Origin of the sequence: Stenotrophomonas sp. TWI273 (assembly GCF_039674765.1) — a bacterium.
GTDB lineage: Bacteria > Pseudomonadota > Gammaproteobacteria > Xanthomonadales > Xanthomonadaceae > Stenotrophomonas.
In genome coordinates this window covers 321,597-345,797 of record NZ_JBDJOA010000002.1, presented here as the reverse complement: position 1 = coordinate 345,797, position 24,201 = coordinate 321,597, and the positions used below count along the sequence as shown (strand labels likewise).

Below are 24,201 nucleotides of genomic sequence, written 5' to 3'. Positions count from 1 at the left end.
AAGCGCCGGCACGGGGCCGGCCGCATCACTCAGCCGACGATGGCGAGGATGTCGTCTTCGCGCAGGACCTTGAACTCGACGCCTTCGGACTTGTAGCTGCTGCCGGCGTACTGGCCGTAGATGACCTTGTCACCGACCTTCAGCGACGGCGCGCGCACGCTGCCGTTGTCCAGGGGCTTGCCCGGGCCGACGGCCACGACTTCACCCTTGGTCGACTTTTCCTTGGCGGAATCCGGAATCACGATGCCGCCGGACGAGATTTCGTCGGCTTCGATCGGCTTGACTACGACGCGGTCATGAAGCGGCTTGATGCTCATGTGAGACCCTTTTAAGTTGTTGATTGGTCTAGGAAAGTCTGGCGATGTTAGCACTCGCACAGGGCGACTGCCAGCCACGCTCACGAAAAAACCCGACGGTGCGGGACAGAGCAGAGATGGTGCTGGCCCCATCCCTTTCAAGGGCAGGCGACCGGTTTTTTTTGTCGATCCGGGCCCACGCGTGAATGTTTGACGCAGTTCTCAATGCGAAAGGTCGAATCCGACAGACCAATCGATGTGTCATCTGGATTGCGTAGATTCGAGCGGCACTGACCAATCACAAGGAGCCGTAGATGAGGTTGCTGACGCCGCTGTCCCTGGCCTGCCTGCTGGTGCTGGCCACCAGCCCGGCCCGGGCCGATGTATTCATCAATGAACTGCATTACGACGACAGCACCCCGGCCGGAGACGTCGGCGAGGCGATCGAAGTGGTCGCCACCGCCGGTGAAGACCTGTCCGGCTACCGGCTCTATCTCTACAACGGCAGCAACCCTTCGGCCGCTGCGGTCTACGCCAGCAACGCGGTCCCGGCCGGCACCGCCAGCTGCGGCAGCGCCCGGCTGGCCACGGTCAGCTACCCGACCAACGGGATCCAGAACGGTCCCAACGACGGCATCGCCCTGGTCGATCCCAGTGGCAAGGTGGTCCAGTTCCTCAGCTACGAGGGCACCATCACCGCCGCCGGGGGTCCTGCGGCGGGCCTGACCAGCCAGAACCTCCCGGTCAGCGAGACCAACAGCACCGCCCCGGGCACCTCCCTGCAGCTGACCGGCACCGGCAGCCAGTACGCGCATTTCACCTGGGCCGAATCGGCCCCACAGAGCTTCGGCGCCTGCAACCACGGCCAGACCTTCAGCGGCGGCGGCCCGACCGGCCCGAATACCGCGCCCTCGGTCACCGCCACCACCCCCGAGCAGGGCGCCAGCACCTTCCCGGCCGCCGCCGACCTGAGCGTCACCTTCAGTGAGCCGGTCACCCTCGCCAGCGGCGCCTTCGCGCTGAGCTGCGGCCAGTCCGGCACGGTCCTCCTGAGCCACCCGACCACCGGTACCCGCTTCACCCTGGCCACCAACACCGCGCTGGTGGCCGGTGAAGCCTGCCGCTTCGATATCCGCGCCACCCGCGTGAAGGATGCCCAAGGCGCCCGCCCGGCCGCCGATACCCGCATCGCCTTTATCGTGGCCACCGCCACCACGCCCGATCCGGGCAACCCCGGCACGCCCGGGGAGTACTACGCCCGGGTCAACACCTCCACCCCCAGCCAGTTGCGCTGCTCGCTGCACGAGACCATCAAGGGCCACACCGCTTACCCGTACAGCGGCTCGGGCACCAGCACCTGGACCATCCTGGAAATCGCCGACGAAGATCCCAACAACAGCGGCAAGATCCTCGATGCCTACCGCAACCGCAGCTACACCAAGGTCAGCGGGCGCGCAGGCACCGGCAGCGGGCTGACCTACAACCGCGAGCACACCTGGCCCAACTCGCTGGGCTTTGCCAGCACCACCGGCGACAAGGGCCTGCCGTACGCGCCGTATACCGACACCCACATGCTGTACCTGACCGATGCGCAGTGGAATGCGGACCGCGGCAACAAGCCGTTTGCCAAATGCGACAGCAACTGCGGTGAACGCGCGACCGAGGCCAACAATGGTTTCGGCGGCGGCAGCGGCGGCTACCCGGGCACCTCCAACTGGGTGCGCACGCCGGATGGCAATGGCGGCTCGTTCGAAGTGTGGGGCCACCGCAAGGGCGATATGGCGCGTGCGGTGATGTACATGGCGATCCGTTATGAAGGCGGTAAAGATGCCAAAACCGGGCAGTCCGAGCCGGACCTGGAGTTGACCGACGACCGCAGCAAGATCGTCAAAACGTCGGCCTCGCCGGCTTACATGGGCCTGCTCTCGACCCTGATCGACTGGCACCTGTCCGACCCGCCGGACGCGGCAGAACGCGCTCGCAACGAGGTGATCTTCAGTTTCCAGGGCAACCGCAATCCGTTCATCGACCACCCGGAGTGGGCCACCCCGACGCTGTTCACCTCGGCCAAGCCGACCACCTGCCAGCTGGCCAACTGAGCCCGGCCGACCGGCGCCCCCTCGCGGCGCCGGTCGGACCATTGACCTCTGGCGGTCCTATACTCGGCGGTCATGTCGATTGCCGATCCCGTCTTCCTGCTGTTCACCACCTGCCCCGACGTGGCCTGCGCCACGCGGCTGGCACACGCGCTGGTGGACGAACGCCTGGCAGCCTGCGTGACGCGCCTGGACGGGGCGCATTCGACCTACCGCTGGCAGGGCGAGGTCACCGAGGACCACGAGGTCCAGTTGCTGATCAAGACCACCGGCAGCCGCCTGGACGCCGCGATCGCGCGCGTGCAGGCCCTGCATCCGTATGAACTCCCCGAGTGCATCGCGGTCGAAACCCGCGCCGGCCTACCGGCGTACCTGGATTGGATTCGGGCGCAGACCCGTGAGGAAAGTGATTGATGACGCTGTTTCGTCGTGTTGCCGCGCTGTGCGCGTTGCTCGTGGTCTCCCTGCCGGTCTGGGCGGTCAGCGAAAAGGACCTGCTCCCGGTCGATGAAGCCTTCGGGCTGACTGCGCAGGCGCGTGACCGCGATCGCGTGGAGATCAGCTGGAAGATCGCCCCGGGCTATTACCTGTATCGCCACCGCACCACGGTCAAGGTCGATGCCGGTTTCGACGCCGAGGCATTGCAGCTGCCGGCCGGCAAGAAGCATCACGACGATTTCTTCGGCGAGGTGGAGACCTACCGCGAACGCCTGACCGGCGTGCTGCCGGGCAAGGCTGCCGACGGCACCGACACCGTGACGCTGGAAGTGCGTTACCAGGGCTGCGCCGATGCCGGCGTGTGCTACCCGCCGCAGAAGCGCACGCTGCAGGTGAAGCTGCCGGCCGGTGGCAGCGGCGCTGGCACCGCCCCGACCGCCGCCAGCGCTGCCGCGTCCCCGTTCAACACCCCGTTGGCCGGCAACACCGGCAGTGGCCTGCGCCTGCCCGGCACCAGCAACACCCAGGCGCTGCCGCTGCCGTCCGAGCGCGCCTTCGGCTTCGATGCGATCGTCGGCGATGGCAACACCGTGCTGCTGCGTTTCACCCCGGCACCCGGTTACTACCTGTATCGCGACCGCACTTCGCTGGCACTGGAAGGCGCGCCGGGCATCCGCGCGGACAAGCCGACGTGGCCGGCCGCCAAGTCGCATCGCGATGAGCATTTCGGCGATGTGGCGGTGTATTTCGACCAGATCGACGTGCCGCTGCCACTGCGCCGCAGCACGGCCAACGCCACCGATGCCACGCTGGTGATCACCTTCCAGGGCTGCCAGACCGATGGCATCTGCTACCCGCCGATGACGCGCCGGGTGAAGTTGGCGCTGCCGGCCGGCACGATCAATGCCAAGGCCGATGAGGTCGCGCAGAAGACCGAGGTCATCGCGCCCCTGCCCAATCGCGATAAACGGGCACAGGCCCGCGGTGATGCCGGCACCGGCAGCCAGCCGATGCTGATCCGCCCGAACGAACCCGCGCTGGCCGTGCCGGGCGACACCGCCGCCACCCCGGATGCCAGCGCCGACAACGCGCAGCGCACCCCGCCGCCGGTCGCCCCGGCCGCCGCACCGGGCAACCTGCTGGTGCTGCTGCTGTTCGCCGTGGCCGGTGGCCTGATCCTCAATCTGATGCCCTGCGTGCTGCCGATCCTGTCGCTGAAGGTGCTGGGCGTGGCGCAGAGCGGCGAGAGCCGTCAGCGCGCGCGCAGCCATGCGCTCTGGTACACCGCCGGCGTGCTGGTCGCCTTCGCCGCCATCGGTGCACTGGTGATCGCGCTGCGTGCGGCGGGCCAGGCCGCGGGCTGGGGCTTCCAGCTGCAGCACCCGTGGTTCATCGCCGCGTTGGTGTATCTGATGTTCGCCGTTGGCCTGAGCCTGTCGGGTGTGTTCACCCTGGGCGGCAGCATGGGCGGTGTCGGCCAGTCGCTGGCCTCGCGCAGCGGCCCGGTCGGCGATTTCTTCACCGGCGTGCTCGCCTGCGTAGTGGCCAGCCCGTGCGTGGCCCCGTTCATGGGCCCGGCCCTGGCCTACGCCTTCGCTGCCCCCGGCCTGCAGGCGATGCTGGTATTCCTGGCGCTCGGCCTGGGCCTGGCCCTGCCGTTCCTGCTGATCGGTTTCGTGCCCTCGCTGGCCCGCCGCCTGCCGCGCCCCGGCGCGTGGATGGAAACGCTCAAGCTGGTGCTGGCCTTCCCGATGTACGGCACCGCGATCTGGCTGCTGTGGGTACTGGGCAAGCAGCGCGGCGTGGACGCGATGGCGCTGGTGCTGGGTGGCCTGGTGATCCTGTCGCTGGCGCTGTGGTGGTTCGAGCGCAGCCGCTGGCGCAGTCAGCGTGTGGGCGGCCTGTTGGCCCTGCTGTTGGTCCTCGGCGCGCTGTACCCGATCTGGGGCGTGACCCGCATGGCGCCGCCGGCCAAAGCCGCGCAGGCGGCCAGCGACAACGTGGTGGAGTACTCGCCGCAGATGCTGGACCGGCTGCGCCAGGACAACCGCGTCGTGTTCGTCAACATGACGGCCGACTGGTGCGTGACCTGCAAGGCCAACGAGCGCGCCGTGCTGGGCACCAACGCGTTCCAGGACACCCTGCGCCGGACCAACGCGGTGTACATGCGCGGCGACTACACCAATGTCGACCCGCAGATCACCGCGTTCCTGGATGAGCACAAGGCCGTCGGTGTGCCGCTGTATGTGGTCTATGGCCCGGGCGCACCGCCGACAGTGCTGCCGACGGTACTGACCCAGGCGCTGGTGGAAGAAGCGCTGCTGCGGACCGCGCGATGAGCCTGCGGCCACCACGCCGGACGGTCGTGGTGGTCGTGATCGCGGCCGTGCTCGGGATCGGCGCCGGCGTCTGGTTCGCCGGGCATGACGAGCGCCCGGCCAAGGCCCCGCCACCGCCCCGGCCGGTGGTGGTCGCCGCCCAACCGGGTGATCCGATGCCGGCGATCACCCTGCCGGACCTCCAAGGGGAACCGCAGGACCTGGCCAGCTTCCACGGGCGTCCGCTGCTGATCAACGTCTGGGCCAGCTGGTGCGGCCCGTGCGTGGAGGAAATGCCCGCGCTGACCGCCTTTGCCGATGCCCAGGGCGCGACCGGCGTGCAGGTGCTCGGGCTGGCGCTGGATACGCCCGAGGGCGTGCGCGATTTCCTGACCCGCATCCCGGTCGCCTACCCGATCGTGCTCGATACCCCCGGCCCAGCCGACGCCAGCGTGCGGCTGGGCAATGCACAGGGCCTGCTGCCGTATTCAGTGATGGTGGATGCGCAGGGGCGCATCGTGAAACAGAAGCTGGGGCCGTTTGCGGCCGGTGAGATCGAGGCCTGGGCACGGCACTGACGCAGGGGGATCGGTAACGGTTTGATCGGGATGCCGCGCTGGCCCGCCTTGGGCTATTGACCGCCCCTGGCCTGCACCCAACAATGACGAGATCCATTCTCATCTACAGCCGGGCCTGCTTCGCCTTGCCGCCGGAACCGCCCGCATGTTGAAGACCGTTGTTTTCCAGCTGCACTGGCTGTTGGGCATCACTGCCGGCACCGTGCTGGCGGTGATGGGCCTGAGCGGGGCCACGCTGGCCTTTGAAGACGAGATCATGCGCGCGGCCAATCCTGCGCTTGCGCAGGTCGTGCAACGCCATGCGGCCGGCGAGCAGCCGCTGGCGCTCACCGCGCTGTTGCCGCGGTTGCAGCAGGACATGCCACAGCCGTTGCAGCGGCTGCGCGTGGATGCCACCGGGCAGCGCCTGTCGGTCGCGCGTTTCGACGGCGGCCAGGCGAACTGGCGCTACTTCGATCCGTACACGGGTACCGTGCTGACCGAGCTGAAGGGGCTGGATTTCTTCGCCTTCGTCGAAGACCTGCACCGCCACCTGGTCAGTGGCGAACGCGGCAGCCTGATCACCGGCAGCTGCGCGATCGCGCTGGTGTTCTTCTGTCTATCCGGTCTGTATCTGCGCTGGCCGCGACGCTGGTGGCACTGGCGCACCTGGCTGGCGGTGGAGTGGTCGCGCAACGGGCGCAGTTTCCTGTGGAGCCTGCACTCGGTGGTCGGCACCTGGGTGCTGCTGGTCTACCTGATGATCGCGCTGACCGGGCTGTGGTGGTCGTTCGACTGGTACCGCAAGGGCGCCACCACGCTGCTCGGCGGGGCAGACGCAGAGCAAAGCGAGCGGCGCGCCAGCCGCGGCCCGCTGGATCTGGGCAAGGTGCAGGCGACGCTGTACGGCCTGGAGGGTGTGCGCCGCGGCTACATCGATCTGCGCTTCCCGGCCACACCGGGCCGCCCGCTGACCAGCCGCGTGCAGGGCGGCGATGCCGCCCATGACCGCGCGCAGGATATCGTCCAGCTGGATCCGGCCACCGGTGCCCTGCTCGCCTACGCACCGTACCGCGCCAGGAATGCCGGCGGCAAGATCATCGTCAGTGTGTTCGCATTGCACTCGGGCAGCTTCTTCGGGCTGCCGGGGCGGGTCATCGTGATGCTGTCCAGCCTGGGCATGCTGGTGTTCTTCATCACCGGCTGGATGCTGTATCTGGACCGCCGCCGCAAGAAGCGCGAGGTGCGTGCCTCACGGTTGCCTCTCGCGGCGGCCGTCGGCACCGGGCAGCCGTGGCTGGTGGCGTTTGCCAGCCAGAGTGGTTTTGCCGAACAGCTGGCCTGGCGTACGGCGGCGCAGTTGCAGGCGGCTGGCCTGCCGGTGCACGTCCGGCCGCTCGCGCAGGTGGATACGGCGTTGCTCGCGGACACGGACAAGGCCTTGTTCGTCATCAGTACGTTCGGCGATGGCGAAGCGCCGGATGCGGCGCGTGCGTTCGAGCGACGGGTAGTGGCGCAGTCCACCTCGCTGCAGGGCCTGGCGTACGCCGTGCTCGGGCTCGGCGACCGCGAATACCCACGCTTCTGCGGTTTCTCGCGACAGGTGGACAGCTGGCTGGTGGCGCAGGGTGCGCAACGACTGTTCGCCAGCATCGAGGTGGACCGCACCGATGCCGTGCCGCTGGCGAACTGGCAGCAGCAGCTGGGTGTGCTGACCGGGGTGGAGGATCACACCCCGCTGCCGGCACCGGTTGAACTGCACCCCTGGGCGCTGGATGCGCGCGCGCAGCTCAATCCGGGCAGCGCCGCCGGGGCGATCTGGCAGGTGTCCCTGCGGCCGCCGGCGCACGCGCACTGGCAGGCCGGCGACATCCTGGAGATGGCGCCGCGCCACGCGCGTGCGCATGTGCTGTCGGTGCTGGCTCGCAACGGTCTGGATCCGCAGGCGCCGGTGACGGTCGATGGACGCATCACGGCATTGGTCGAGGCCGCTGCCGCGCGTGTGCTGCCTGAGACAGCGGAGGCAGTGGACGCCGCTGCAGCACCCGATGCTGCCCGCTGGCTGGCACGACTGCCTGCGCTGCCGCATCGCGAATACTCGATCGCCTCGGTGCCCGGCGATGGTGCCGTGCAGTTGGTGATCCGCCTGACCGATCTGCCCGACGGCCGCCACGGACTGGGCTCGGGCTGGTTGTGCGTGCATGCCAGGGAGGCAGACAACATTCATGCCCGCGTGCGTCGCAACACCGGCTTCCATCGCCATCCCGAGCACGCCCCGATGCTGCTGATCGGCAACGGCACCGGCATCGCGGGTCTGCGCAGCCTGCTGCGTGAAGCCGACGCGCAGGGCGATCGCGGGCATTGGCTGGTGTTCGGCGAGCGCACCCGCGCGCACGATTTCCTGTACCGCGAGGAGATCGAGGCGTGGCGGGCGCAGGGTCACCTCAGCCGTGTGGACCTGGCGTTCTCGCGCGATCCGGACGGCGGCGGCTATGTGCAGGACCGCCTGCGCGCCGCACCGGAGGCACTGCGGGCGTGGGTGGACCTGGGCGGCAGCCTCTACGTATGCGGCTCGTTGCACGGCATGGCCGAAGGCGTCGATGCCGTGCTGCGCGAGGTGCTCGGCAACGATGCCGTGGATGCCCTGCTCGACGACGGACGCTACCGCCGCGACGTGTACTGAGGTGCACGGCGCCGCTCAGGGAAACCAGCGGCGCAGATAGCGCGCGGTGGCGCCCTGCCTGGCGCGACTGACCTGGGCCGGCGTGCCTTCGGCGACGATCCTGCCGCCCTCCTCGCCCGCGCCCGGCCCCACATCGATCACCCAGTCCGCGTCGGCGACGACACGCAGGTCGTGCTCGACCACCACCACCGTGTTGCCGGCGTCGACCAGGCCGTGCAGCTGCGTCATCAGCTTGTCCACATCGGCCGGATGCAGGCCGGTGGTCGGCTCGTCCAGCACATACAGGCTGTTGCCGTGCTGGCTGCGCTGCAGCTCGGTGGCCAGCTTGATCCGCTGCGCCTCCCCACCGGACAATTCCGTGGCCGGCTGGCCCAGACGCAGATAGCCCAGGCCGATATCCCGCAGCAGTTGCAGCGGCCGCTGCACGGGCGGCTCGTCGGCGAAGAACGCCAACGCCTCCTCCACCGTCATCGCCAGCACCTGTGCGATGTTGCGACCGTTCCACTGCACCTCCAGGGTCTTGGCGTTGTAGCGCTGACCATGGCAGGTCGGGCACGGCGCATAGACGCTGGGCATGAACAACAACTCGACGTGGACGAAGCCCTCGCCCTCGCAGGTTTCACAGCGGCCTGCCGCGACGTTGAAGGAGAAGCGGCCGACGGTGTAGCGGCGCGCCTTGGCCGCGCGCGTGCCGGCGAACAGACGGCGCACATGATCGAACAGCCCCGTATACGTGGCCAGGTTGGAGCGCGGCGTGCGCCCGATCGGCTTCTGGTCGACGTTGACCAGGCGCTTGATCGCCTTGGCCCCGTTCAACCGGCCACGGGTCCGTTCGATGCGGCTGGGCTGCGGCAGCTCGCTGTCGAGCTCTTCGATCACCGGCTCCTGCCCCAGGTGCTCGCCGACCAGCTCGACCAGCGCCTGGCTGACCAGACTCGACTTGCCCGAGCCGGAGACACCGGTCACCGCCGTGAACGCCCCAAGCGGAAAACGTGTATCCACGCCATGCAGGTTGTTGCGGTGAACGCCCTGCAGGCCCAGCCAGCCGGACGGCGCGCGCGGCGTGCGGCGCGGGCCGGCACCGCTCTGGAACAGATACGGCGCGGTGACCGAGGCCTTGATCGTGCGCAGGCCCTCGGGTGGTCCGCTGTAGAGCACCTGGCCACCGTGCTGACCGGCACCCGGGCCGACATCCACCAGCCAGTCCGCGCGGCGCAGCATCTCCAGATCATGCTCCACCACGAACAGCGTGTTGCCGCCAGCCTTGAGCTGGGCCAGTGCGTCGTACAGGGCCTCGCCATCGGCCGGATGCAGGCCGGCGGTGGGCTCATCGAGCACGTAGACGACGCCGAACAGGCTCGAGCGGATCTGTGTCGCCAGGCGCAGGCGCTGCAGTTCGCCCGGCGACAGCGTCGGGGTCGCGCGGTCCATCGACAGATAGCCCAGCCCCAGCGACTGCAGCGTGCCGATCCGTTCGACCAGATCGTGCGCGATGCGCTGGGCCGCGATGCGCTTCTCCTCCGACAGATCCGGCGTGCGGCGCACATCGCTGCCACCCGCATGCGCGTTGCCACCGGCGGCCACCCGCTTGGCCGTGGCCTGGCGACCGGCGCTACGGCTGCGTGTGGCGGTTGCGGCCGCTACCTCGAAATGCCCCTGCGCCGCCGGACGCAACGCCTGCGCCATGGCACTGAGCGGCAGCCGCGACAACGTGCCGATATCCATGCCGGCGAACGTCACCGACAGCGCTTCGCGCTTCAACCGGCGGCCATCGCAGACCGGACACTCGGCGCCGATCATGTAGCGCGCCACGCGCTTTTTCATCATCGCGCTCTGCGTGGTGGCAAAGGTATGCAGTACGTAACGGCGTGCTCCGCTGAAGGTGCCCATGTAACTGGGCTCCTCCTTGCGACGCACGGCGGCGCGGGTTTCGGCCGGGGTGAAGCCGGCATACACCGGCACCACCGGTTGTTCGTCGGTAAACAGGATCCACTCGCGCTGCTTCTTGGGCAGATCCCGCCAGGGGATATCCACGTCGTAGCCCAGCGTGACCAGGATGTCGCGCTGGTTCTGCCCGTGCCACGCCGGCGGCCATGCGGCGATGGCGCGCTCGCGGATACTCAGCGACGGATCGGGCACCATCGATTGTTCAGTCACCTCATACACGTAGCCCAGGCCGTGGCAGTTCGGGCAGGCGCCCTGCGGCGTGTTCGGCGAGAAGTCTTCGGCGTACAGCATGGGTTGCTTGGCCGGATAGGTACCGGCGCGCGAGTACAGCATCCGAAGCAGACTCGACAGCGTGGTCACGCTGCCGACGCTGGAGCGCACACTGGCGGTGCCGCGCTGCTGCTGCAGGGCCACCGCCGGTGGCAGCCCTTCGATCGCATCCACATCCGGCACGCCGACCTGGTCGATCAGCCGCCGCGCATAGGGCGACAACGACTCCAGGTAGCGCCGCTGTGCTTCGGCATACAGCGTACCGAACGCCAGCGAGGATTTGCCCGAGCCGGAGATGCCGGAGAACACCACCAGCGCATCGCGCGGGATGTCGACATCCACGTTCTTGAGGTTGTGTTCGCGTGCGCCCCGGACGCGCACGAAGGTATCCGGGGCAGTAGAGGGCGACGGCCGGCGCGTGGAGGTCTTCATGGATGAACAATAGCGAACCACAGCGCCGGCTCACTGCCGGTGAAGACCCGTGAGTGCGGTGTTGACGCCGGCCTCAGGCCGTCGCCCGCACGCGCGCGCACGGCGGTGCAGTCATGACGAAGGCATCCACCGCCTCGCCCAGCAGGGAGGCCTGGCGATCCAGCGCGCGCGCCGAGGCCGAGGCCTCCTCCACCAGCGCCGCATTCTGCTGGGTGCTGCCATCCATCTGCAGCAACGTCTGGCTCACCTGCTCGATGCCCGCGGTCTGCTGCTGCGACGCGGCCGAAATGCTGGCCATGATCGATGTCACCCGCTGCACGCTGCCGACGATCTCGCCCATGGTCGCGCCTGCGCTGTCGACCTGCCGGGTACCCGCATCAACGCGCTCGACCGAGGCTTCGATCAGCTGCTTGATCTGGCGCGCGGCGTCGGCACTGCGTTGTGCCAGCAAACGCACTTCGTTGGCTACCACCGCGAAGCTGCGCCCCTGCTCCCCTGCCCGCGCCGCTTCCACGGCGGCGTTCAGGGCCAGGATGTTGGTCTGGAACGCGATTCCGTCGATCACCCCGGTGATCTCCCCGATCCGCCGCGAGGACAGGGCGATATCGGCCATGGTGGTCACCACCTGCGCCACCGATTCGCCGCCGCGGGCCGCAACCTCGGCCGCACGTATCGCCAGCTGGTTGGCCTGCTGCGCCGAATCCGCGTTCTGCCGCACCGTGGCCGCGAGCTCCTCCATCGAGGAAGCGGTTTCTTCCAGATGCGCCGCCTGGCGCTCGGTGCGATCGGAGAGGTCGTGGTTGCCGGCGACGATCTCGCCGGCGGCATGGTTGATCGCCACCGAGGCCTGCTGGATGCGCGCGACGATGTCGGTCAGCTGCATCACCGTGGCATTGGCATCGTCACGCAGGCGCGCGAACACACCGTGGAAATCGCCCTGCATGCGTACGCGCAGATCGCCCTGCGACAACGCCGAGAGCAGCCCCTGCAATCCGGACAGGTTGCTCTGGAAGGTATCGAGCAGGTGGTTGATGCTCAGCGCCAGCGTCTTTACGAAGCCCTGCTTGTCCTCGACCGCGATCCGCCCATGCAGTTCGCCCCGCGCGGCCGCATCGACCAGCGCGGCCACCTCGTTCTCCACGGTGGTTTCCAGCGCGCGGCTGCGCCACTCAACCGCCGCCCCCAGCAGCTGGTCGTGCTCCACGATCGGGGTGATCACCAGCTGGTAGCGGACGCCTGCGTGCTCGATCTCCCGGCTGGCACGCTGGCCGCGCTGCAGCCTCGGCAACAGGCTGGCGAAGGCCGGATGCAGGGCGGCCGCCGGTTGGCCGCTCCAGTCCGCGTGCGTGAGCTGCAGTTCGGTGAGCAGCGCCTGGTTGAGGAAGCCGATCCGCCCCTCGCCGTCGAGCACCATCACGCCGGTCTGCGCACTGTCCAACGCCTGGCGGGCGCGGGTGTTGTCGCGCGCGACGGCGCGCTCGGCCTCGATCCGCTCGCGCAGCCGTTGCTGCATGTGGCGCAGGCGCGCGGCCAGCTGGCCGATCTCATCGTGCGGATTGTGGATGGTCAGCACGGTGTCGAGCCGGTCATCGGCGATGTCCTCGGCAAAGCGCAGCGTGTCGCGGATCGGTTGACGGACCGCGCGCAGCACCAGCAGCAAGGTGGCGATCAGCACCACCGCCACCAGCAGCAGGGTAAACGCGAATACGACCCCCATGGTGCTGGCCCGCGCGGCCTGTCGCTCGCGTGCCGCGGCCAAGGCCCGCGTCTGCGCCTGTTGCAGCGCCTGCAGCCCGGGCCCGATCTGGGCCGCGGTCTCGGCCAGTGACTGCGCCTCCACATCCAGCCCGATGCGGGCGGCGGTGTAGGCCAGCAGCGCCCCTTGATACGCCTCCATCTGCCTTCGCAGCGCTTCCTGCGTTTCTGCATCCAGGCGCGCCTGCGCCAGGGACAGATCGAACGGCAGCTTCTGTTCGCTGGCACGATCGGTGTGCGCCGCATCACCGGTGAGCAGCAGCAGGCTTTCCTCGCGCCGCATCTTCTGCAGCTGGGCGATCACCACCGGGCGCGCGCTGGCCTCGACGCTGGCCTCCAGCGTGGCAGCCGCCGCCTCCAACTGCGCACGCAGGCCAGCATCGCCGCGCCCCATCTCATCCACCCGGGCATTCAATGCGCTGATGCCCTCGGCGAAGTCACCCGCGCGGGCAGCCAGCTCGCGCAGCGCGCCGGCACTTCCGGCATCGTGGGGATCGCGCTGCAGCTGGCCCAGGGTCGCCTGCAGGCGCTGCTGCGCGGCCTGCAACGCCTCGCGATCGCCGTCATCGAAGGTGCTGGCATACCGTGTCTGCAGGCGCCGCGCATCGGCGATCTCGGTCGCCAGCGTGGCCGCCAGTGCGGCCTCCTGCTGGTGCGCGGCGAAGGTTTCGGCTGCACGCTCGGTATCATGGCGCGTCCAGCCGTAGACGACGGCGACCGCAAACAGGCCCAGACCGCAGATCAGCAGGCTGGCCCTGAGTTTCTGTGCCACGCTGAGGCGGCCGAGCGCGGCCAGCCGGGTCGGCTGGGCGAGACGGAAGCGGAACCGATCGCCCAGACGGGCGACGAACAACGACAGGCGACGGGGGACGACCGACATCACGCACTCCAGGCGGAAGGACGCACCGGTATCGGCGGGACCGCGCTGAACTTGAGGGCCGATCTCACTGAGCGCCCCTGGCGTCGCCAGTGGCTCCCGTTGTAAGGGCGCCAGACGACGAAGTGATGACGGTCAGGCGACGAGCGCCGGGCGGCTCGGGGTATCCCTCGCAGGGCGGTGGCATGCGTCGTCTTGAACGGGCGGGTTGCAGCAACACCGGGATCACACCCGCTGAACGTGCGACAGTGAAAGAAGGGACAGCGCCTTCACGGCGATTGCGCTGAACTAGCGCTGGGATCGCGGCCGGGGCCGCTGCAGGGTCCGGTGCGCGCCACCGCACCTTGGGCCGATCACGACGCACCAACGCCATACCGCACGGAGAGAGACCGCCATGAATGCCGCCTTCAAGATCTTTCTGCTCGCCGGTGCACTGCTGTACGGCCTGCCGGGGCTGGTGTGGTGGGTGAACCATCGGCGCGCCAAGCGGGCGCGGCTGGCCCAGGGCGTGGTCAGCGTCGAGGCCCGCGCGCCATGAGCGGCGGCACCGGGACGAGCGCGGCAACGCACCTGACCGACGAACAGCGGCAGATCCTGCGCGATATCAACGCCACGCGTCCGGTCAGCGATGAAGCCGCCAACTGGGCGGTCAAGGCCGGCTACGCGGCCCAGGCGGAAGACGGCGACATCGATTTGACCCAGGCTGGCCGCCAGCGGGTGGATTCCAGCACGCTGTAACACGCTGGGGCCATGTGCGTTCTGCCGTGCCCACAGGTCATCGTTCCGAATGACACTTGAAGGACGCCCCGGCCCATGCGAAACCTGGCGCCCGCTCTGGTCCGATTGAAGCAGGCACCCCCGATGACACACTGCCCCACCGCTTTCGCCGCCCTGCTCGTGGCTGCCGGCATGCTCGCGCCCCTGTCAGCGTCCGCTGGCGAGGAGGCCGTGGAGGCAGCCACCCTCACGCGCACCATCACCGCGTTGGATGACCAGGTCTTCGACGCGTACAACCGCTGCGACCTGGAGACCTTTGCCCGCTACTTTTCGCCGACCGTCGAGTTCTATCACGACAGCGGCGGGGCCAGCTTCGATCGCGACACGGTGGTCTCCAACACGCGCAAGTACATTTGCCACAAGGTCCGCCGCGAACGGGTTCCAGGGACGCTCAAGGTCTACCCGATCAAGGACTTCGGCGCGATCGAGGAAGGCGAGCACCGCTTCTGCGAGGTGGCGACCGGCCACTGCGAAGGCAGTGCGAAGTTCGTGATGGTCTGGCAGCACAAGGACGGGCAATGGCAGATGACCCGGGTGCTGAGCTACGGCCATCGCGCGTTGACCGAGGCTGAAAAGGCGGCGCTGCAGACGACGGAAACCAGATAGCGCCGGGGAGGATTCGGGCCACCCTGTCACGGTGCGCGCGAAGGCATGCCGGTGCCCCGCTCCGTCCATTCCATCCGGCGGCCAGCAAGGCACACCACCCCTGCCGCGACCGCGAAGCCACCGGTGAGCCAGAGATTGGCGGTCAGACCGAGCCGATCCAGTGCTTGGCCGCCCACCCACGCCCCGGATGCGATCCCGACATTGAAGGCACCGACATAGAGTGCGGAGGCGATTTCCATCGCCCTGGGCACGGCCTTCATCATCCACGTCATCAAGCCCACCGATACCCCGCCGTAGGCCAGCCCCCACGCCAGCAGCGCCACGGCACCGCCCAGGCGCGACTCCCCGAGGGTCAGGAACAGCGAGGGCGCCAGCACCAGACCCGCCGCGATCAGCGACACCGTCAGCCTGGTACGTCGTGCTGCCGCGATGCCGGCAAGGAAGTTGCCGGCCATGCCCGCGGCGCCGTAGCCGAACAACAACAGCCCCACCCAGCGCGCGTCGAATCCCGAGACCGACATCAGCAGCGGCCGAACGAACGTAAAGGCGATGAAGTGCCCGGCGACCAGCAGGAAGGTCAGCATCAACCCAAGCTGCAGCCCGCGGTTGCCCAGTTGCTGACCGAACTGGCGCACGCTGGTCGTGCCGGACGGCGGCAGCCCGGGCATCACGGCCAGGTGCAGGGCAAGGACGGCGGCCCCCAGCAGCGCCATGCTGCCGAACGCCCAACGCCATCCCAGCAGCTCCCCGATCAGCGCGCCAAGCGGAACGCCCAGCACGGAAGCAGCCGCCACGCCGCCAAAGATGAGCGATGTGGCCAGGCCGACCGATCGCGTTGCCACCAGCCGCACCGCCAGCCCGCCGGCAATGGCCCAGATGCCGCCCATGCACAGCCCGACCAGCACGCGGGCCGCCAGCATCCAGCCCAGCGTGGGGGCGAAAGCCGTACCCAGGTTGGCGATCACCAGCAGACCCAGCAGCCCGCACAGCAGCGAGCGTCGATCCACGCTGCCGGCGCTGATCACCACCAGCGGTGCGAACAGCGCTGCCAGCAGTGCGGGCAACGAGATCATCAGGCCCGCAGTGCCGGTGGTGGTGTCCAACGCTTCGGCGATCGGGGTCAGCAGGCCGACCGGCAGCATCTCCGTGGTGACGACCGAGAAGGTGGCCAGACTGACCGCGGTGACCGCCCACCACGGGTGGCGCGGTGTGGATTGCGCCTGCATCAGCAGATCCCCAGGTGGCGTGGCTCACGCGGACGCAACACGCCGTGCGCGAACGCCGCCGCCAGCAGCACCGCTCCTCCCGCACACAAGGCAACCAGGTACCCGGCGCGTGGCCCGTGTGCATCCACCCCATAGCCGGCGATCGCCGCGCCCAGCGCCACGCCCACGTTCAGCGCCGCCAGCAGCCAGGTCATGCCCTCGGTGAGCTGGCGCGGCGGGACCTGTTGCTCGATCAACGACATCGCCACGATCATCGTCGGGGCGAAGAACACACCCGCCGCGAAGACCGTCACGGCGAGTGCGGCGATGCTTCCCACCAGCAGCAGCGGCAAGGTGGTCAATGCGGTCGCGATCCCGCCCAGCAGCAACAGGCGGCGCAGTGGCGTCTGCAGCTTGAGCGCACCGAACAGTACCCCGGACAGGCAGGAGCCGGCGGCATACGCACACAGCACGACGCTGGCGGCCGCGGGCTGCCCCACGTGCGCGGCGAAGGCGACGCTGACGATATCGACGGTGCCCACGATCACGCCCATCGCGACCATCAACACGGCCAGCCACCGCACGCCCGGCAGATGGATGACGGACGCAGCAGGTGCGGCATGGGGTAGTACGGCCTCGATCGGGGGCTCGGTTCGGCGCTGCGCGATCAACGCAAGCGCGCCGATCGGCAGCAGCACGGTAGCGGCGAGAACACCCGCCTGCGGAAACAGCGAGACCGCCAGGCCGATCGATAACGGTGGCCCGACGATGAAGGTGACCTCATCGAACACGGTTTCCAGCGCGTACGCGGTCTGCAGGCGCGACTGTCCGCGATAGATCGCGGTCCAGCGCGCGCGCACCATGGCCGACATGCTGGGCATCGCCCCGGCCAGCAGTGCCCCGAGGAACAGCACGGCCGCCGGCGCTTCCCACCACGAGGCCGCCAGCAGCATCAGCAGGCCGATCACGCTGACGCCGGTGGCCATCGGCACGACACGGCGCTGTCCATGCCGGTCCACCAGACGGGATACCTGCGGCGACAGCAACGCATAGGTCAGCACGAACGTCGCGGCTACCGCGCCGGCCAATGCATAGCTGCCGCGCACCTGGGCCAGCAGCGTGATGAGGCCGATGCCGGTCATCGGCAACGGCAGCCGCGCCAGCAGCCCCGCCAGCGCAAACCCGGTGGTACCGGGCGCAGCGAACAACTCTCGATAGGGACGGGTCACAGCGCGTTTCACTGGCTTTCCACCTTTTACATACACAACGTATGTTTAAAATCCTATATACATACGCTCCGGATGTAAACAGCGGTCCGCCCCGCAAGCAAGGAGATATCGATGGCCCGTCGCACCCGCGCCGACATGGAGCAGACCCGCGCCACGCTGCTGGCGACGGCCCGCGTGGTCTTCAGCGAGCGTGGCTACGCCGAGACCTCGATGGACGACCTCACCGCGCAGGCCGGGCTCACCCGTGGCGCGCTGTATCACCACTTCGGTGACAAGCAGGGCCTGCTCGCGGCCGTCGTCGATGAGATCGACGCTGAGATGGACGACCGCCTCAAGGCGATCTCCGACGCCGCCGAGGATCCCTGGACGGGCTTTCGTCTTCGCTGCATGGGGTATCTGGAGATGGCCCTGGAGCCGACCATCCAGCGCATCGTCCTGCGCGATGCGCGGGCGGTGCTCGGCGGCGCCTCGCCGGAATCGCAGCGCCACTGCATCGATTCCATGCAGCGCCTGCTCGCGCACCTGATCGATCAGGGCGTGGTCGCCGAGGCCCATCCGCAGGCCCTGGCCTCCCTGGTGTACGGCAGCCTGGCCGAGGCCGCGTTCTGGATCGCCGATGGCGATGATGGCGATGCGCGGCTGGCACAGAGCGTGGCGGCGCTCGACCTGCTGCTGCGTGGGCTGCGGGTCAGCACCCCGCACTGACCGCTCATCCGGTCAGGCCGCCATTGGATCCGGTCCCTGACCGCAGGTCATATATCGCTCCCTGTGGCCGCGAGGCCGACGCGTTCTTCAAAGGCGCGTCCGGCACCGACGCTTTACTCGGTCGCGCAAGGAAGGCGATCAGCGCGAACAGCGTCCAACCCAGCACGTTCAGGAGCCAGAACCTGAGGGTCACCGCATCGATGCGCTGGAGGGGAGCCGTACGCCACCCGATCCGGCTGGCACGTCCCGCTCAGCGCCGACGTGACGTCGCGCGCGGCTGCAGCGCATCCAGGGCGCCGGCATTGCGGCGCGCCCAGTCGTAGATCAGTTCGATCGGTTCGACCAGTTGCCGCCCCAGTGGGGTCAATGTGTACTCCACCGAGGGCGGCACGGTGGGGTACTCGGTGCGCAGCACGATCCCCGCATGCTCCATGTCACGCAGCGTCTGGATCAGCATCTTCTTGGAGACGGCCGGCAGGCTGCGGTGCAGCGCGTTGCTGCGGGCAATGCCGTCATGGCGCACGGCCAGGGTGTGCAGCACCATCGAGGTCCACTTGGTGCTGAACAGCTCCAGCACCCGCCGGGGGGCGCAATCCTCTCGCCAATGCGCTTCGGGAGTACCCGTTTTCATGTGTGGTTACCGTTTGGTGCCTTCTTTCGAGGCGTACCTCGATATCCTAAGGTGTGCGCCTGTAAAGCAATGAAAGAGGCGACATCGTGAAGCAGAAAGCGTTGGTGGTCGGTGCAACGGGCATCGTGGGCAGTGCACTGATACAACGACTGCTGCAGGAGGGCTGGGACGTCCATGGCCTGGCCCGTCGGCCCGATTCGCTGCCCGCCGGCGCCCACGGCGTCTGCGCCGACCTGCGCGATGCGCAGGCCACGCGCGCCGCGCTGTCCGGACTGGCCCCCACGCACGTGTTCATCACCACCTGGTCCCGGCAGGCCAACGAGGCCGAAAACATCCGGGTCAACAGCGCGATGGTGCGCCATCTGCTGGATGCACTGCAGCCAGCCGGCAGCGTGCAGCATGTGGCACTGGTCACGGGCCTGAAGCATTACCTGGGACCGTTCGAGGCGTACGCGCAGGGCAACCTGCCGCAGACGCCCTTCCGTGAAGAACAACCGCGCCTGCCCGTGGACAACTTCTACTACGCACAGGAAGACGAGGTGTTTGCCGCCGCCGCCCGCGATGGCTTCCACTGGAGCGTGCATCGCCCGCATACCGTGATCGGCGCAGCGGTGGGCAATGCCATGAACATGGGCACCACGCTGGCCGTGCATGCCACCCTGTGCCGCCACACCGGGCGCCCGTTCCAGTTCCCCGGCTCCCTCGCGCAGTGGGACGGGCTGACCGACATGACCGATGCCGGACAGCTGGCACGGCACCTGTTGTGGGCGACGCAGACCCCGGCCGCCGCCAACCAGGCCTTCAACGTGGTCAATGGCGATGTGTTCCGCTGGCGCTGGATGTGGGGCCGGATCGCCGCGTGGTTCGATATCGAGGCCGTGCCGTTCAGTGGTCAGGTCCGTCCGCTCGCCGAGCAGATGGCCGATGATGCCGCGCTGTGGTCGTCGCTGGCCGCCACCCACGGCCTGGCCGAGTCTGACATTCACCAGCTGATCTCGCCCTGGCACACCGATGCCGATCTCGGGCGCCCGCTGGAAGTGGTGACGGACATGTCCAAGAGCCGCCGGATGGGGTTCCTGGATTACCAGCCCAGTGACGATGCGTTCTTCGCGCTGTTCACGCGGCTGCGGGCGGCGCGGTTGATTCCCTGAGGCGCTGCCGCGCAGCGCTGGGAGGGTTCCACAGCGACACCCCGCAGCGATACGCTAGGGCGGCCGCCCCCCGCTGATCGCAGGTACCGCTTGAGCTCTTCACCTACCACGGGTTCCCACGGCGAACGGGATACCGAGCGCGTCAAACTGGCGCTGGCCGCCGGCGCAATCATCGGCACCTGGTTCTGGGATGTCGCCCAGGACAGCCTCACTGTCGACGATGCCCTCGCCCAAGCGCATGGCCTGGACCCCGCACTCGCGCGCAGTGAACTGCGCCTGGAGCAGGTGGTGTCCGCCGTTCACCCCGAGGACCGCCCGGGTCTGGCGGAGGCGATCGCCGACGCCGTGCGCCGTGGCGGTCGCTATGCCCACCAGTACCGCACCCGCGGCGCGGACGGTGCCTATCGCTGGATCGAGGCCATCGGCCGGGTCGATCTGGATGCCAGCGGAAACGCGGTCGGGTTTCCCGGCGTGCTGATCGACATCGATGACCGCAGGCGGGTGGAGGCCGAGCGTGACCAGGCGCAGACCCTGCTGCGTTCGTTCGTGGAGGCCGCGCCGGGTGTGGTGTACGCCAAGGACCGCCAGGGCCGGATCCTGATCGGCAACCGTGGCACCACCGATCTGATCGGTCTGCCACCCGAGGTGTATGTGGGGCGCACCGATGCCGAACTGCTCAGCGACCCGGCCCAGGCCGCCACGGTGATGGCCACCGACGAGCGGGTCATGGCCAGCGGCCAGACCGAGCAGCTCGAAGAAGACGTGAGCTTTGCCGATGGCCGGCGCGCCTGCTGGCTGTCCACCAAATCGCCGTTGCGTGATGCCGACGGTACCGTGGTGGGCTTGGTCGGCACCTCGCTGGACATCACCGACCGCAAGGCGGCCGAAGCCCGTCATGCTGAAGTGGAGGAGCGCTATCGGCTGGCCGCGCACGCCACCAACGATGCGATCTGGGACTGGCGCATCTCCGATGGTCACGTGATCTGGAACGAGGCACTGACCACGCTGTTCGGCCATGCGCTGAGCGAAACCAGCGCGCAGTGGTGGCTGGACCATATCCACCCCGACGACCGGGCGCGCGTCGATGCGGATATCCATGCCGTGATCGAGGGCGACGGTACCGCGTGGAACAACGAATACCGGTTCCGCCGCGCCGACGGCAGTTTCGCCTCCGTGCTCGACCGCGGCACCGTCCTGCGTGGTGCGGTGGGCGAGCCGCTGCGGATGATCGGCGCGATGCTGGATCTGACCGTGCGTGAAGCCGCCGAGGCCGCCCTGGCCAAAAGCGAGGAGCGCCTGCGGTTTGCCACCGAGGCAGGCGACATGGGCTTCTGGGATGTCGACCTGGTGGCGGACGCCTTGATCTGGCCGCCCCGGACCAAGGCGATGTTCGGCATCTCCGCCGATGTTCCGGTGTCGCTGCGTGATTTCAACGAAGGCATCCACCCCGACGACCGTGCAGCGACCCTCGCCGCCTTTGCCGCCGCGGCTGATCCGGCCCAGCGCGCGCTCTATGACGTGGAGTACCGCACGGTCGGCAAGGAAGACGGGATCGTGCGCTGGGTCGCGGCCAAGGGCCGGGGTCACTTCGAGGGCGACCGCTGCGTCCGCGTGGTTGGGGTAGTGATCGAGATCACCGCGCGCAAGATCGCCGATGCCCGCTTGAAGGAATTGAACGAGCAGCTGGAAAGCCGCGTGCTCGAAGAGGTCGCCGAGCGCACCCGCGTGGAAGATGCGCTTCGGCAGAGTCAGAAGATGGAGGCCGTCGGCCAGCTCACCGGCGGTATCGCCCACGACTTCAACAACATGCTGGCGACCGTGATCGGCCCGCTGGATCTGCTGGCGATGCGGCTCGGCGACAACGACCCGCGCACCAAGCGCTACATCGACATGGCCATCGATGGCGCCACCCGGGCGGCACAGCTCACCCAGCGGTTGCTGGCGTTCTCGCGCCAGCAGCCATTGCAGCCGGTGCCACTGGATGTGAACCAGCTGGTGGCGGGCATGTCCGACCTGCTGGTGCATTCGCTGGGCAGCAGCATCCGCCTGCAGACCGTACTGGCCGCCGACCTGTGGCGGACGTTCGCCGATGCCAATCAGCTGGAGAACGTGATTCTCAACCTGGCCGTCAATGCGCGCGATGCGCTGCCTGGCGGTGGGCGCCTCACGGTGGAAACCGCCAACGGCGAGATCACCGCGGGCGCTGGCTCCGCCCCGGCGGAGGTTCCCGATGGCGAATACGTTCTGATCACCGTGGCCGACAACGGCAGCGGCATGCCGCCGGAGGTGGTCGCCAAGGCATTCGATCCGTTCTTCACCACGAAAAAGGTGGGACAAGGCACGGGGCTTGGCCTGTCGCAGGTGTATGGCTTCGTCAAACAGTCGGCCGGTCACGTGAAAATCCGCTCTGCCGTCGGGCAGGGAACAACGGTGACCCTGTATCTGCCGCGCCTCATGGCCGACATCGCCGCCACGCCCTCGCCGACAACCAGCGGTACCGCTCCGCTGAGCGGGGGCCGCGAGCGGGTGCTGATCGTGGAGGACGAGCCCGGCGTCCGCCAGTTCTCCATCGATGCGTTGAGCGAGCTGGGCTACCCGGTGCTCGCCGCCGAAGGGGCCGCCACCGCGCTTGCCCTGCTCGACAGCCATCCCGATATCGCCCTGCTGTTCACCGATGTGGTGATGCCCGAGGTCAACGGGCGACAGCTGGCCGATGAGGCCCTGAAGCGGCGCCCGGATCTGAAAGTGCTGTTCACCACCGGCTACAGTCGCAATGCGCTGGAGCACGACGGCGTACTGGACCCCAGCGTCCACCTGATCGGCAAACCGTTCACGCTGGAGGAGTTGGCCCTGCGGGTGCGCGCGGTGCTTGCCGAAGTGCGCTGACGGGAGAACTCCGGGAAGCGAATCCCGGAGTCCTGGAACGTACTGCACGCCGTTGATGCGACACGGATCAGGCAGCCTGCTGGCTGCTGCCTACCTGGGTCCACCATGAAACGTTCACTGCTCTGCGCCCTCTTCTCCGCCGCGCTGCTGTTCTCCCCCACCACCGTTCTGGCACAGACCAGCGACCATGACGCCGTAGACCAGGTCATGCAGAAGATGCTGCGTGGCTTCGAGGCAGGTGACCCGGCGCTGGTATTCGAGGTGCTCAGGAAAGATGGCGTGGTGGTGGGCTACTCCCCCGCCGCTGGCCGCATGGTCACCCAGACCACAGAAGAATGGGCCAAAGGCTTCACTGGCGAGCCGGCCGCGGATGAGGCGCAGCGCAAACGCAGTTACCGGATCCTGGACGTCACCCCACACGCTGCGCAGGTGAAGCTGACGCTGGATTACCCTGGTTGGGATGGCGAAGACTACCTTGCCCTGCTGAAAATCGATGGCAAGTGGATGATCGTGAGCAAATCATGGAGCGGCCAACGCAAGTCGCCGGCGTCATGAGTCTTCATCCTTCACGCTCACGTACAGCGTAGGCACGGCCTTCATGAAATCCCCCAGTCGTCCCATCTGGATCTGCAGATCATCGGGGAGGACGTCGGCCGCAGCGTCGAGCAGTGCCTGGCAGTGCTGCTCGAACGGTGCGACCACGCGACGGCGTGGCTCGAGCATGAAGGAGTAACAGGCCTGGCTCGACCACGGCGGGGGCGCCAGCGCGTAGTGCGAGCTGCCCAAGGCAAACAGCGGCGCGTGGCGCTCGCCTGGCAGCGACAGCGTGATGTCGTTGGCGTTCACCTCGGCCCGGGTGTGGGTGCGCTGGATCGCCCACGCATCGAGTGTGTTGCGGCCCGGCACCGGGCTTACGGTGCCGTCCACGGCGCCGGCCAGCAGGGACAGTGCGGCATCCGTGCTCACGCCGTAGTGGTCCAGCATGTGCGGTTCCAGCGCCATCCACAGCTGTATCGCGCCGGCCACCGGACCATACGCGTGCAGGATGTCTGCAGGTGCCAACGCCGGCAGCAGCGTGGACTGCACCAGCTGCGCGAGTTCCTCCACGCTGCGTGTGGCGCTGGTGACGGTCAGGAACAGATACGGCGCCATCCCCGCCCGCTCGGACGCCAGCATCGGCACGGCCACCGCCCCCTCAACCGCATTGCCACGCGCGCACGAGGGCAACACTGCGGCGCCCGCAAGCGCGGCCAACAGCCGGCGCCGCCGCGCCAGAAAATGAGTGTCATCCATGCGCAGAGAATACACGGGGGTAAAAGCGACCCGCTTGACGGGCCGCGTA

Annotated in this window: 19 protein-coding genes; 12 read left to right on the top strand and 7 right to left on the bottom strand. The window is 68.3% G+C overall.

The features are described 5' to 3' along the window. Window positions 1–29 precede the first annotated feature (29 nt). Entirely contained in the window at window positions 30–317 is a 288-nt protein-coding gene (locus ABE571_RS03945) for a co-chaperone GroES (protein WP_019183551.1), read from the bottom strand. 293 nt (window positions 318–610) lie between these two features. On the opposite strand from ABE571_RS03945, the gene ABE571_RS03940 reads away from it, so the two are divergent. From ABE571_RS03940 to ABE571_RS03920, 5 genes are all read left to right on the top strand, one after another. Further along, window positions 611–2,395, top strand: a complete 1,785-nt coding sequence (locus ABE571_RS03940) for an endonuclease (RefSeq protein WP_346493222.1) — start codon at window positions 611–613, stop codon at window positions 2,393–2,395. Between the two features lie 72 nt (window positions 2,396–2,467). Then, entirely contained in the window at window positions 2,468–2,806 is a 339-nt protein-coding gene (gene cutA / locus ABE571_RS03935) for a divalent-cation tolerance protein CutA (protein WP_019183549.1), read from the top strand. Then, window positions 2,806–5,169 (top strand): protein-disulfide reductase DsbD domain-containing protein, encoded by a 2,364-nt coding sequence (locus ABE571_RS03930; protein WP_346493221.1) that lies wholly within the window; start codon window positions 2,806–2,808, stop codon window positions 5,167–5,169. The genes cutA and ABE571_RS03930 overlap by 1 nt, the downstream gene beginning before the upstream one ends. Next, entirely contained in the window at window positions 5,166–5,726 is a 561-nt protein-coding gene (locus ABE571_RS03925) for a TlpA disulfide reductase family protein (protein WP_346493220.1), read from the top strand. The genes ABE571_RS03930 and ABE571_RS03925 overlap by 4 nt, the downstream gene beginning before the upstream one ends. A 145-nt stretch (window positions 5,727–5,871) precedes the next feature. Beyond that, window positions 5,872–8,388, top strand: coding sequence for a sulfite reductase flavoprotein subunit alpha (locus ABE571_RS03920; protein ID WP_346493219.1), 2,517 nt, complete (start codon window positions 5,872–5,874; stop codon window positions 8,386–8,388). A 15-nt stretch (window positions 8,389–8,403) separates the two neighbouring features. Here ABE571_RS03920 and ABE571_RS03915 read toward each other — a convergent pair whose 3' ends face one another. After that, window positions 8,404–11,037, bottom strand: a complete 2,634-nt coding sequence (locus tag ABE571_RS03915) for an excinuclease ABC subunit UvrA (protein ID WP_346493218.1) — start codon at window positions 11,035–11,037, stop codon at window positions 8,404–8,406. A 73-nt stretch (window positions 11,038–11,110) separates the two neighbouring features. After that, window positions 11,111–13,672 carry a methyl-accepting chemotaxis protein gene (locus ABE571_RS03910; RefSeq protein ID WP_346493217.1) on the bottom strand — a complete coding sequence of 854 codons (2,562 nt, stop codon included), beginning with the start codon at window positions 13,670–13,672 and terminating at the stop codon, window positions 11,111–11,113. A 391-nt stretch (window positions 13,673–14,063) separates the two neighbouring features. Here ABE571_RS03910 and ABE571_RS03905 point away from each other — a divergent pair, with 391 nt between their 5' ends. From ABE571_RS03905 to ABE571_RS03895, 3 genes are all read left to right on the top strand, one after another. Beyond that, the gene (locus tag ABE571_RS03905; protein WP_179459899.1) at window positions 14,064–14,207 is read left to right on the top strand and encodes a hypothetical protein; all 144 of its coding nucleotides are present in this window, start codon (window positions 14,064–14,066) and stop codon (window positions 14,205–14,207) included. Then, window positions 14,204–14,407, top strand: a complete 204-nt coding sequence (locus tag ABE571_RS03900) for a hypothetical protein (RefSeq protein ID WP_313209021.1) — start codon at window positions 14,204–14,206, stop codon at window positions 14,405–14,407. The genes ABE571_RS03905 and ABE571_RS03900 overlap by 4 nt, the downstream gene beginning before the upstream one ends. Before the next feature lie 123 nt (window positions 14,408–14,530). Beyond that, on the top strand, window positions 14,531–15,052 hold the full coding sequence (locus tag ABE571_RS03895; RefSeq protein ID WP_346493216.1) for a nuclear transport factor 2 family protein: 522 nt from the start codon (window positions 14,531–14,533) through the stop codon (window positions 15,050–15,052). A gap of 26 nt (window positions 15,053–15,078) precedes the next feature. On the opposite strand, the gene ABE571_RS03890 is transcribed toward ABE571_RS03895, so the two are convergent. Both ABE571_RS03890 and ABE571_RS03885 read right to left on the bottom strand, forming a co-directional pair. Next, complete coding sequence (locus ABE571_RS03890) at window positions 15,079–16,278, bottom strand: MFS transporter (protein WP_346493215.1); 1,200 nt, start codon at window positions 16,276–16,278, stop codon at window positions 15,079–15,081. Further along, the gene (locus ABE571_RS03885; protein ID WP_346493297.1) at window positions 16,278–17,486 is read right to left on the bottom strand and encodes an MFS transporter; all 1,209 of its coding nucleotides are present in this window, start codon (window positions 17,484–17,486) and stop codon (window positions 16,278–16,280) included. The genes ABE571_RS03890 and ABE571_RS03885 overlap by 1 nt, the downstream gene beginning before the upstream one ends. Window positions 17,487–17,597: 111 nt before the next feature. Between ABE571_RS03885 and ABE571_RS03880 the strand changes: the two genes are divergently transcribed. Next, window positions 17,598–18,191, top strand: a complete 594-nt coding sequence (locus ABE571_RS03880) for a TetR family transcriptional regulator (RefSeq protein ID WP_346493214.1) — start codon at window positions 17,598–17,600, stop codon at window positions 18,189–18,191. Window positions 18,192–18,441: 250 nt separating this feature from the next. On the opposite strand, the gene ABE571_RS03875 is transcribed toward ABE571_RS03880, so the two are convergent. Further along, window positions 18,442–18,822: a helix-turn-helix domain-containing protein gene (locus tag ABE571_RS03875; protein ID WP_313212937.1), complete on the bottom strand. Its 381-nt coding sequence runs from the start codon at window positions 18,820–18,822 to the stop codon at window positions 18,442–18,444. Window positions 18,823–18,905: 83 nt separating this feature from the next. Here ABE571_RS03875 and ABE571_RS03870 point away from each other — a divergent pair, with 83 nt between their 5' ends. The 3 genes from ABE571_RS03870 (at window position 18,906) to ABE571_RS03860 (ending at window position 23,414) form a co-directional block, all read left to right on the top strand. Beyond that, entirely contained in the window at window positions 18,906–19,973 is a 1,068-nt protein-coding gene (locus ABE571_RS03870) for an SDR family oxidoreductase (RefSeq protein ID WP_313212949.1), read from the top strand. Window positions 19,974–20,063: 90 nt separating this feature from the next. After that, a complete protein-coding gene (locus ABE571_RS03865) occupies window positions 20,064–22,859 on the top strand; it encodes a PAS domain-containing protein (protein ID WP_346493213.1) in 2,796 nt (931 codons plus the stop codon). 105 nt (window positions 22,860–22,964) lie between these two features. Further along, window positions 22,965–23,414, top strand: a complete 450-nt coding sequence (locus ABE571_RS03860) for a nuclear transport factor 2 family protein (protein WP_313219468.1) — start codon at window positions 22,965–22,967, stop codon at window positions 23,412–23,414. Here the strand turns inward: ABE571_RS03860 and ABE571_RS03855 are convergent. Further along, on the bottom strand, window positions 23,409–24,152 hold the full coding sequence (locus ABE571_RS03855; protein WP_346493212.1) for a hypothetical protein: 744 nt from the start codon (window positions 24,150–24,152) through the stop codon (window positions 23,409–23,411). The two genes, ABE571_RS03860 and ABE571_RS03855, sit on opposite strands and share 6 nt — an antisense overlap. Between the last annotated feature and the right edge of the window lie 49 nt (window positions 24,153–24,201).

What these genes read in the sequence shown, in the direction of transcription:
- ABE571_RS03905 (WP_179459899.1), top strand. Translation starts at nt 14,064, where the DNA reads ATGAATGCCGCCTTCAAGATCTTTCTGCTCGCCGGTGCACTGCTGTAC.
- ABE571_RS03880 (WP_346493214.1), top strand. Translation starts at nt 17,598, where the DNA reads ATGGCCCGTCGCACCCGCGCCGACATGGAGCAGACCCGCGCCACGCTG.
- ABE571_RS03930 (WP_346493221.1), top strand. Translation starts at nt 2,806, where the DNA reads ATGACGCTGTTTCGTCGTGTTGCCGCGCTGTGCGCGTTGCTCGTGGTC.
- ABE571_RS03895 (WP_346493216.1), top strand. Translation starts at nt 14,531, where the DNA reads ATGACACACTGCCCCACCGCTTTCGCCGCCCTGCTCGTGGCTGCCGGC.
- ABE571_RS03945 (WP_019183551.1), bottom strand. Translation starts at nt 317, where the DNA reads ATGAGCATCAAGCCGCTTCATGACCGCGTCGTAGTCAAGCCGATCGAA.
- ABE571_RS03855 (WP_346493212.1), bottom strand. Translation starts at nt 24,152, where the DNA reads ATGGATGACACTCATTTTCTGGCGCGGCGGCGCCGGCTGTTGGCCGCG.
- ABE571_RS03940 (WP_346493222.1), top strand. Translation starts at nt 611, where the DNA reads ATGAGGTTGCTGACGCCGCTGTCCCTGGCCTGCCTGCTGGTGCTGGCC.
- ABE571_RS03925 (WP_346493220.1), top strand. Translation starts at nt 5,166, where the DNA reads ATGAGCCTGCGGCCACCACGCCGGACGGTCGTGGTGGTCGTGATCGCG.
- ABE571_RS03875 (WP_313212937.1), bottom strand. Translation starts at nt 18,822, where the DNA reads ATGAAAACGGGTACTCCCGAAGCGCATTGGCGAGAGGATTGCGCCCCC.
- ABE571_RS03910 (WP_346493217.1), bottom strand. Translation starts at nt 13,672, where the DNA reads ATGTCGGTCGTCCCCCGTCGCCTGTCGTTGTTCGTCGCCCGTCTGGGC.
- ABE571_RS03915 (WP_346493218.1), bottom strand. Translation starts at nt 11,037, where the DNA reads ATGAAGACCTCCACGCGCCGGCCGTCGCCCTCTACTGCCCCGGATACC.
- cutA (WP_019183549.1), top strand. Translation starts at nt 2,468, where the DNA reads ATGTCGATTGCCGATCCCGTCTTCCTGCTGTTCACCACCTGCCCCGAC.
- ABE571_RS03860 (WP_313219468.1), top strand. Translation starts at nt 22,965, where the DNA reads ATGAAACGTTCACTGCTCTGCGCCCTCTTCTCCGCCGCGCTGCTGTTC.
- ABE571_RS03900 (WP_313209021.1), top strand. Translation starts at nt 14,204, where the DNA reads ATGAGCGGCGGCACCGGGACGAGCGCGGCAACGCACCTGACCGACGAA.
- ABE571_RS03920 (WP_346493219.1), top strand. Translation starts at nt 5,872, where the DNA reads ATGTTGAAGACCGTTGTTTTCCAGCTGCACTGGCTGTTGGGCATCACT.
- ABE571_RS03890 (WP_346493215.1), bottom strand. Translation starts at nt 16,278, where the DNA reads ATGCAGGCGCAATCCACACCGCGCCACCCGTGGTGGGCGGTCACCGCG.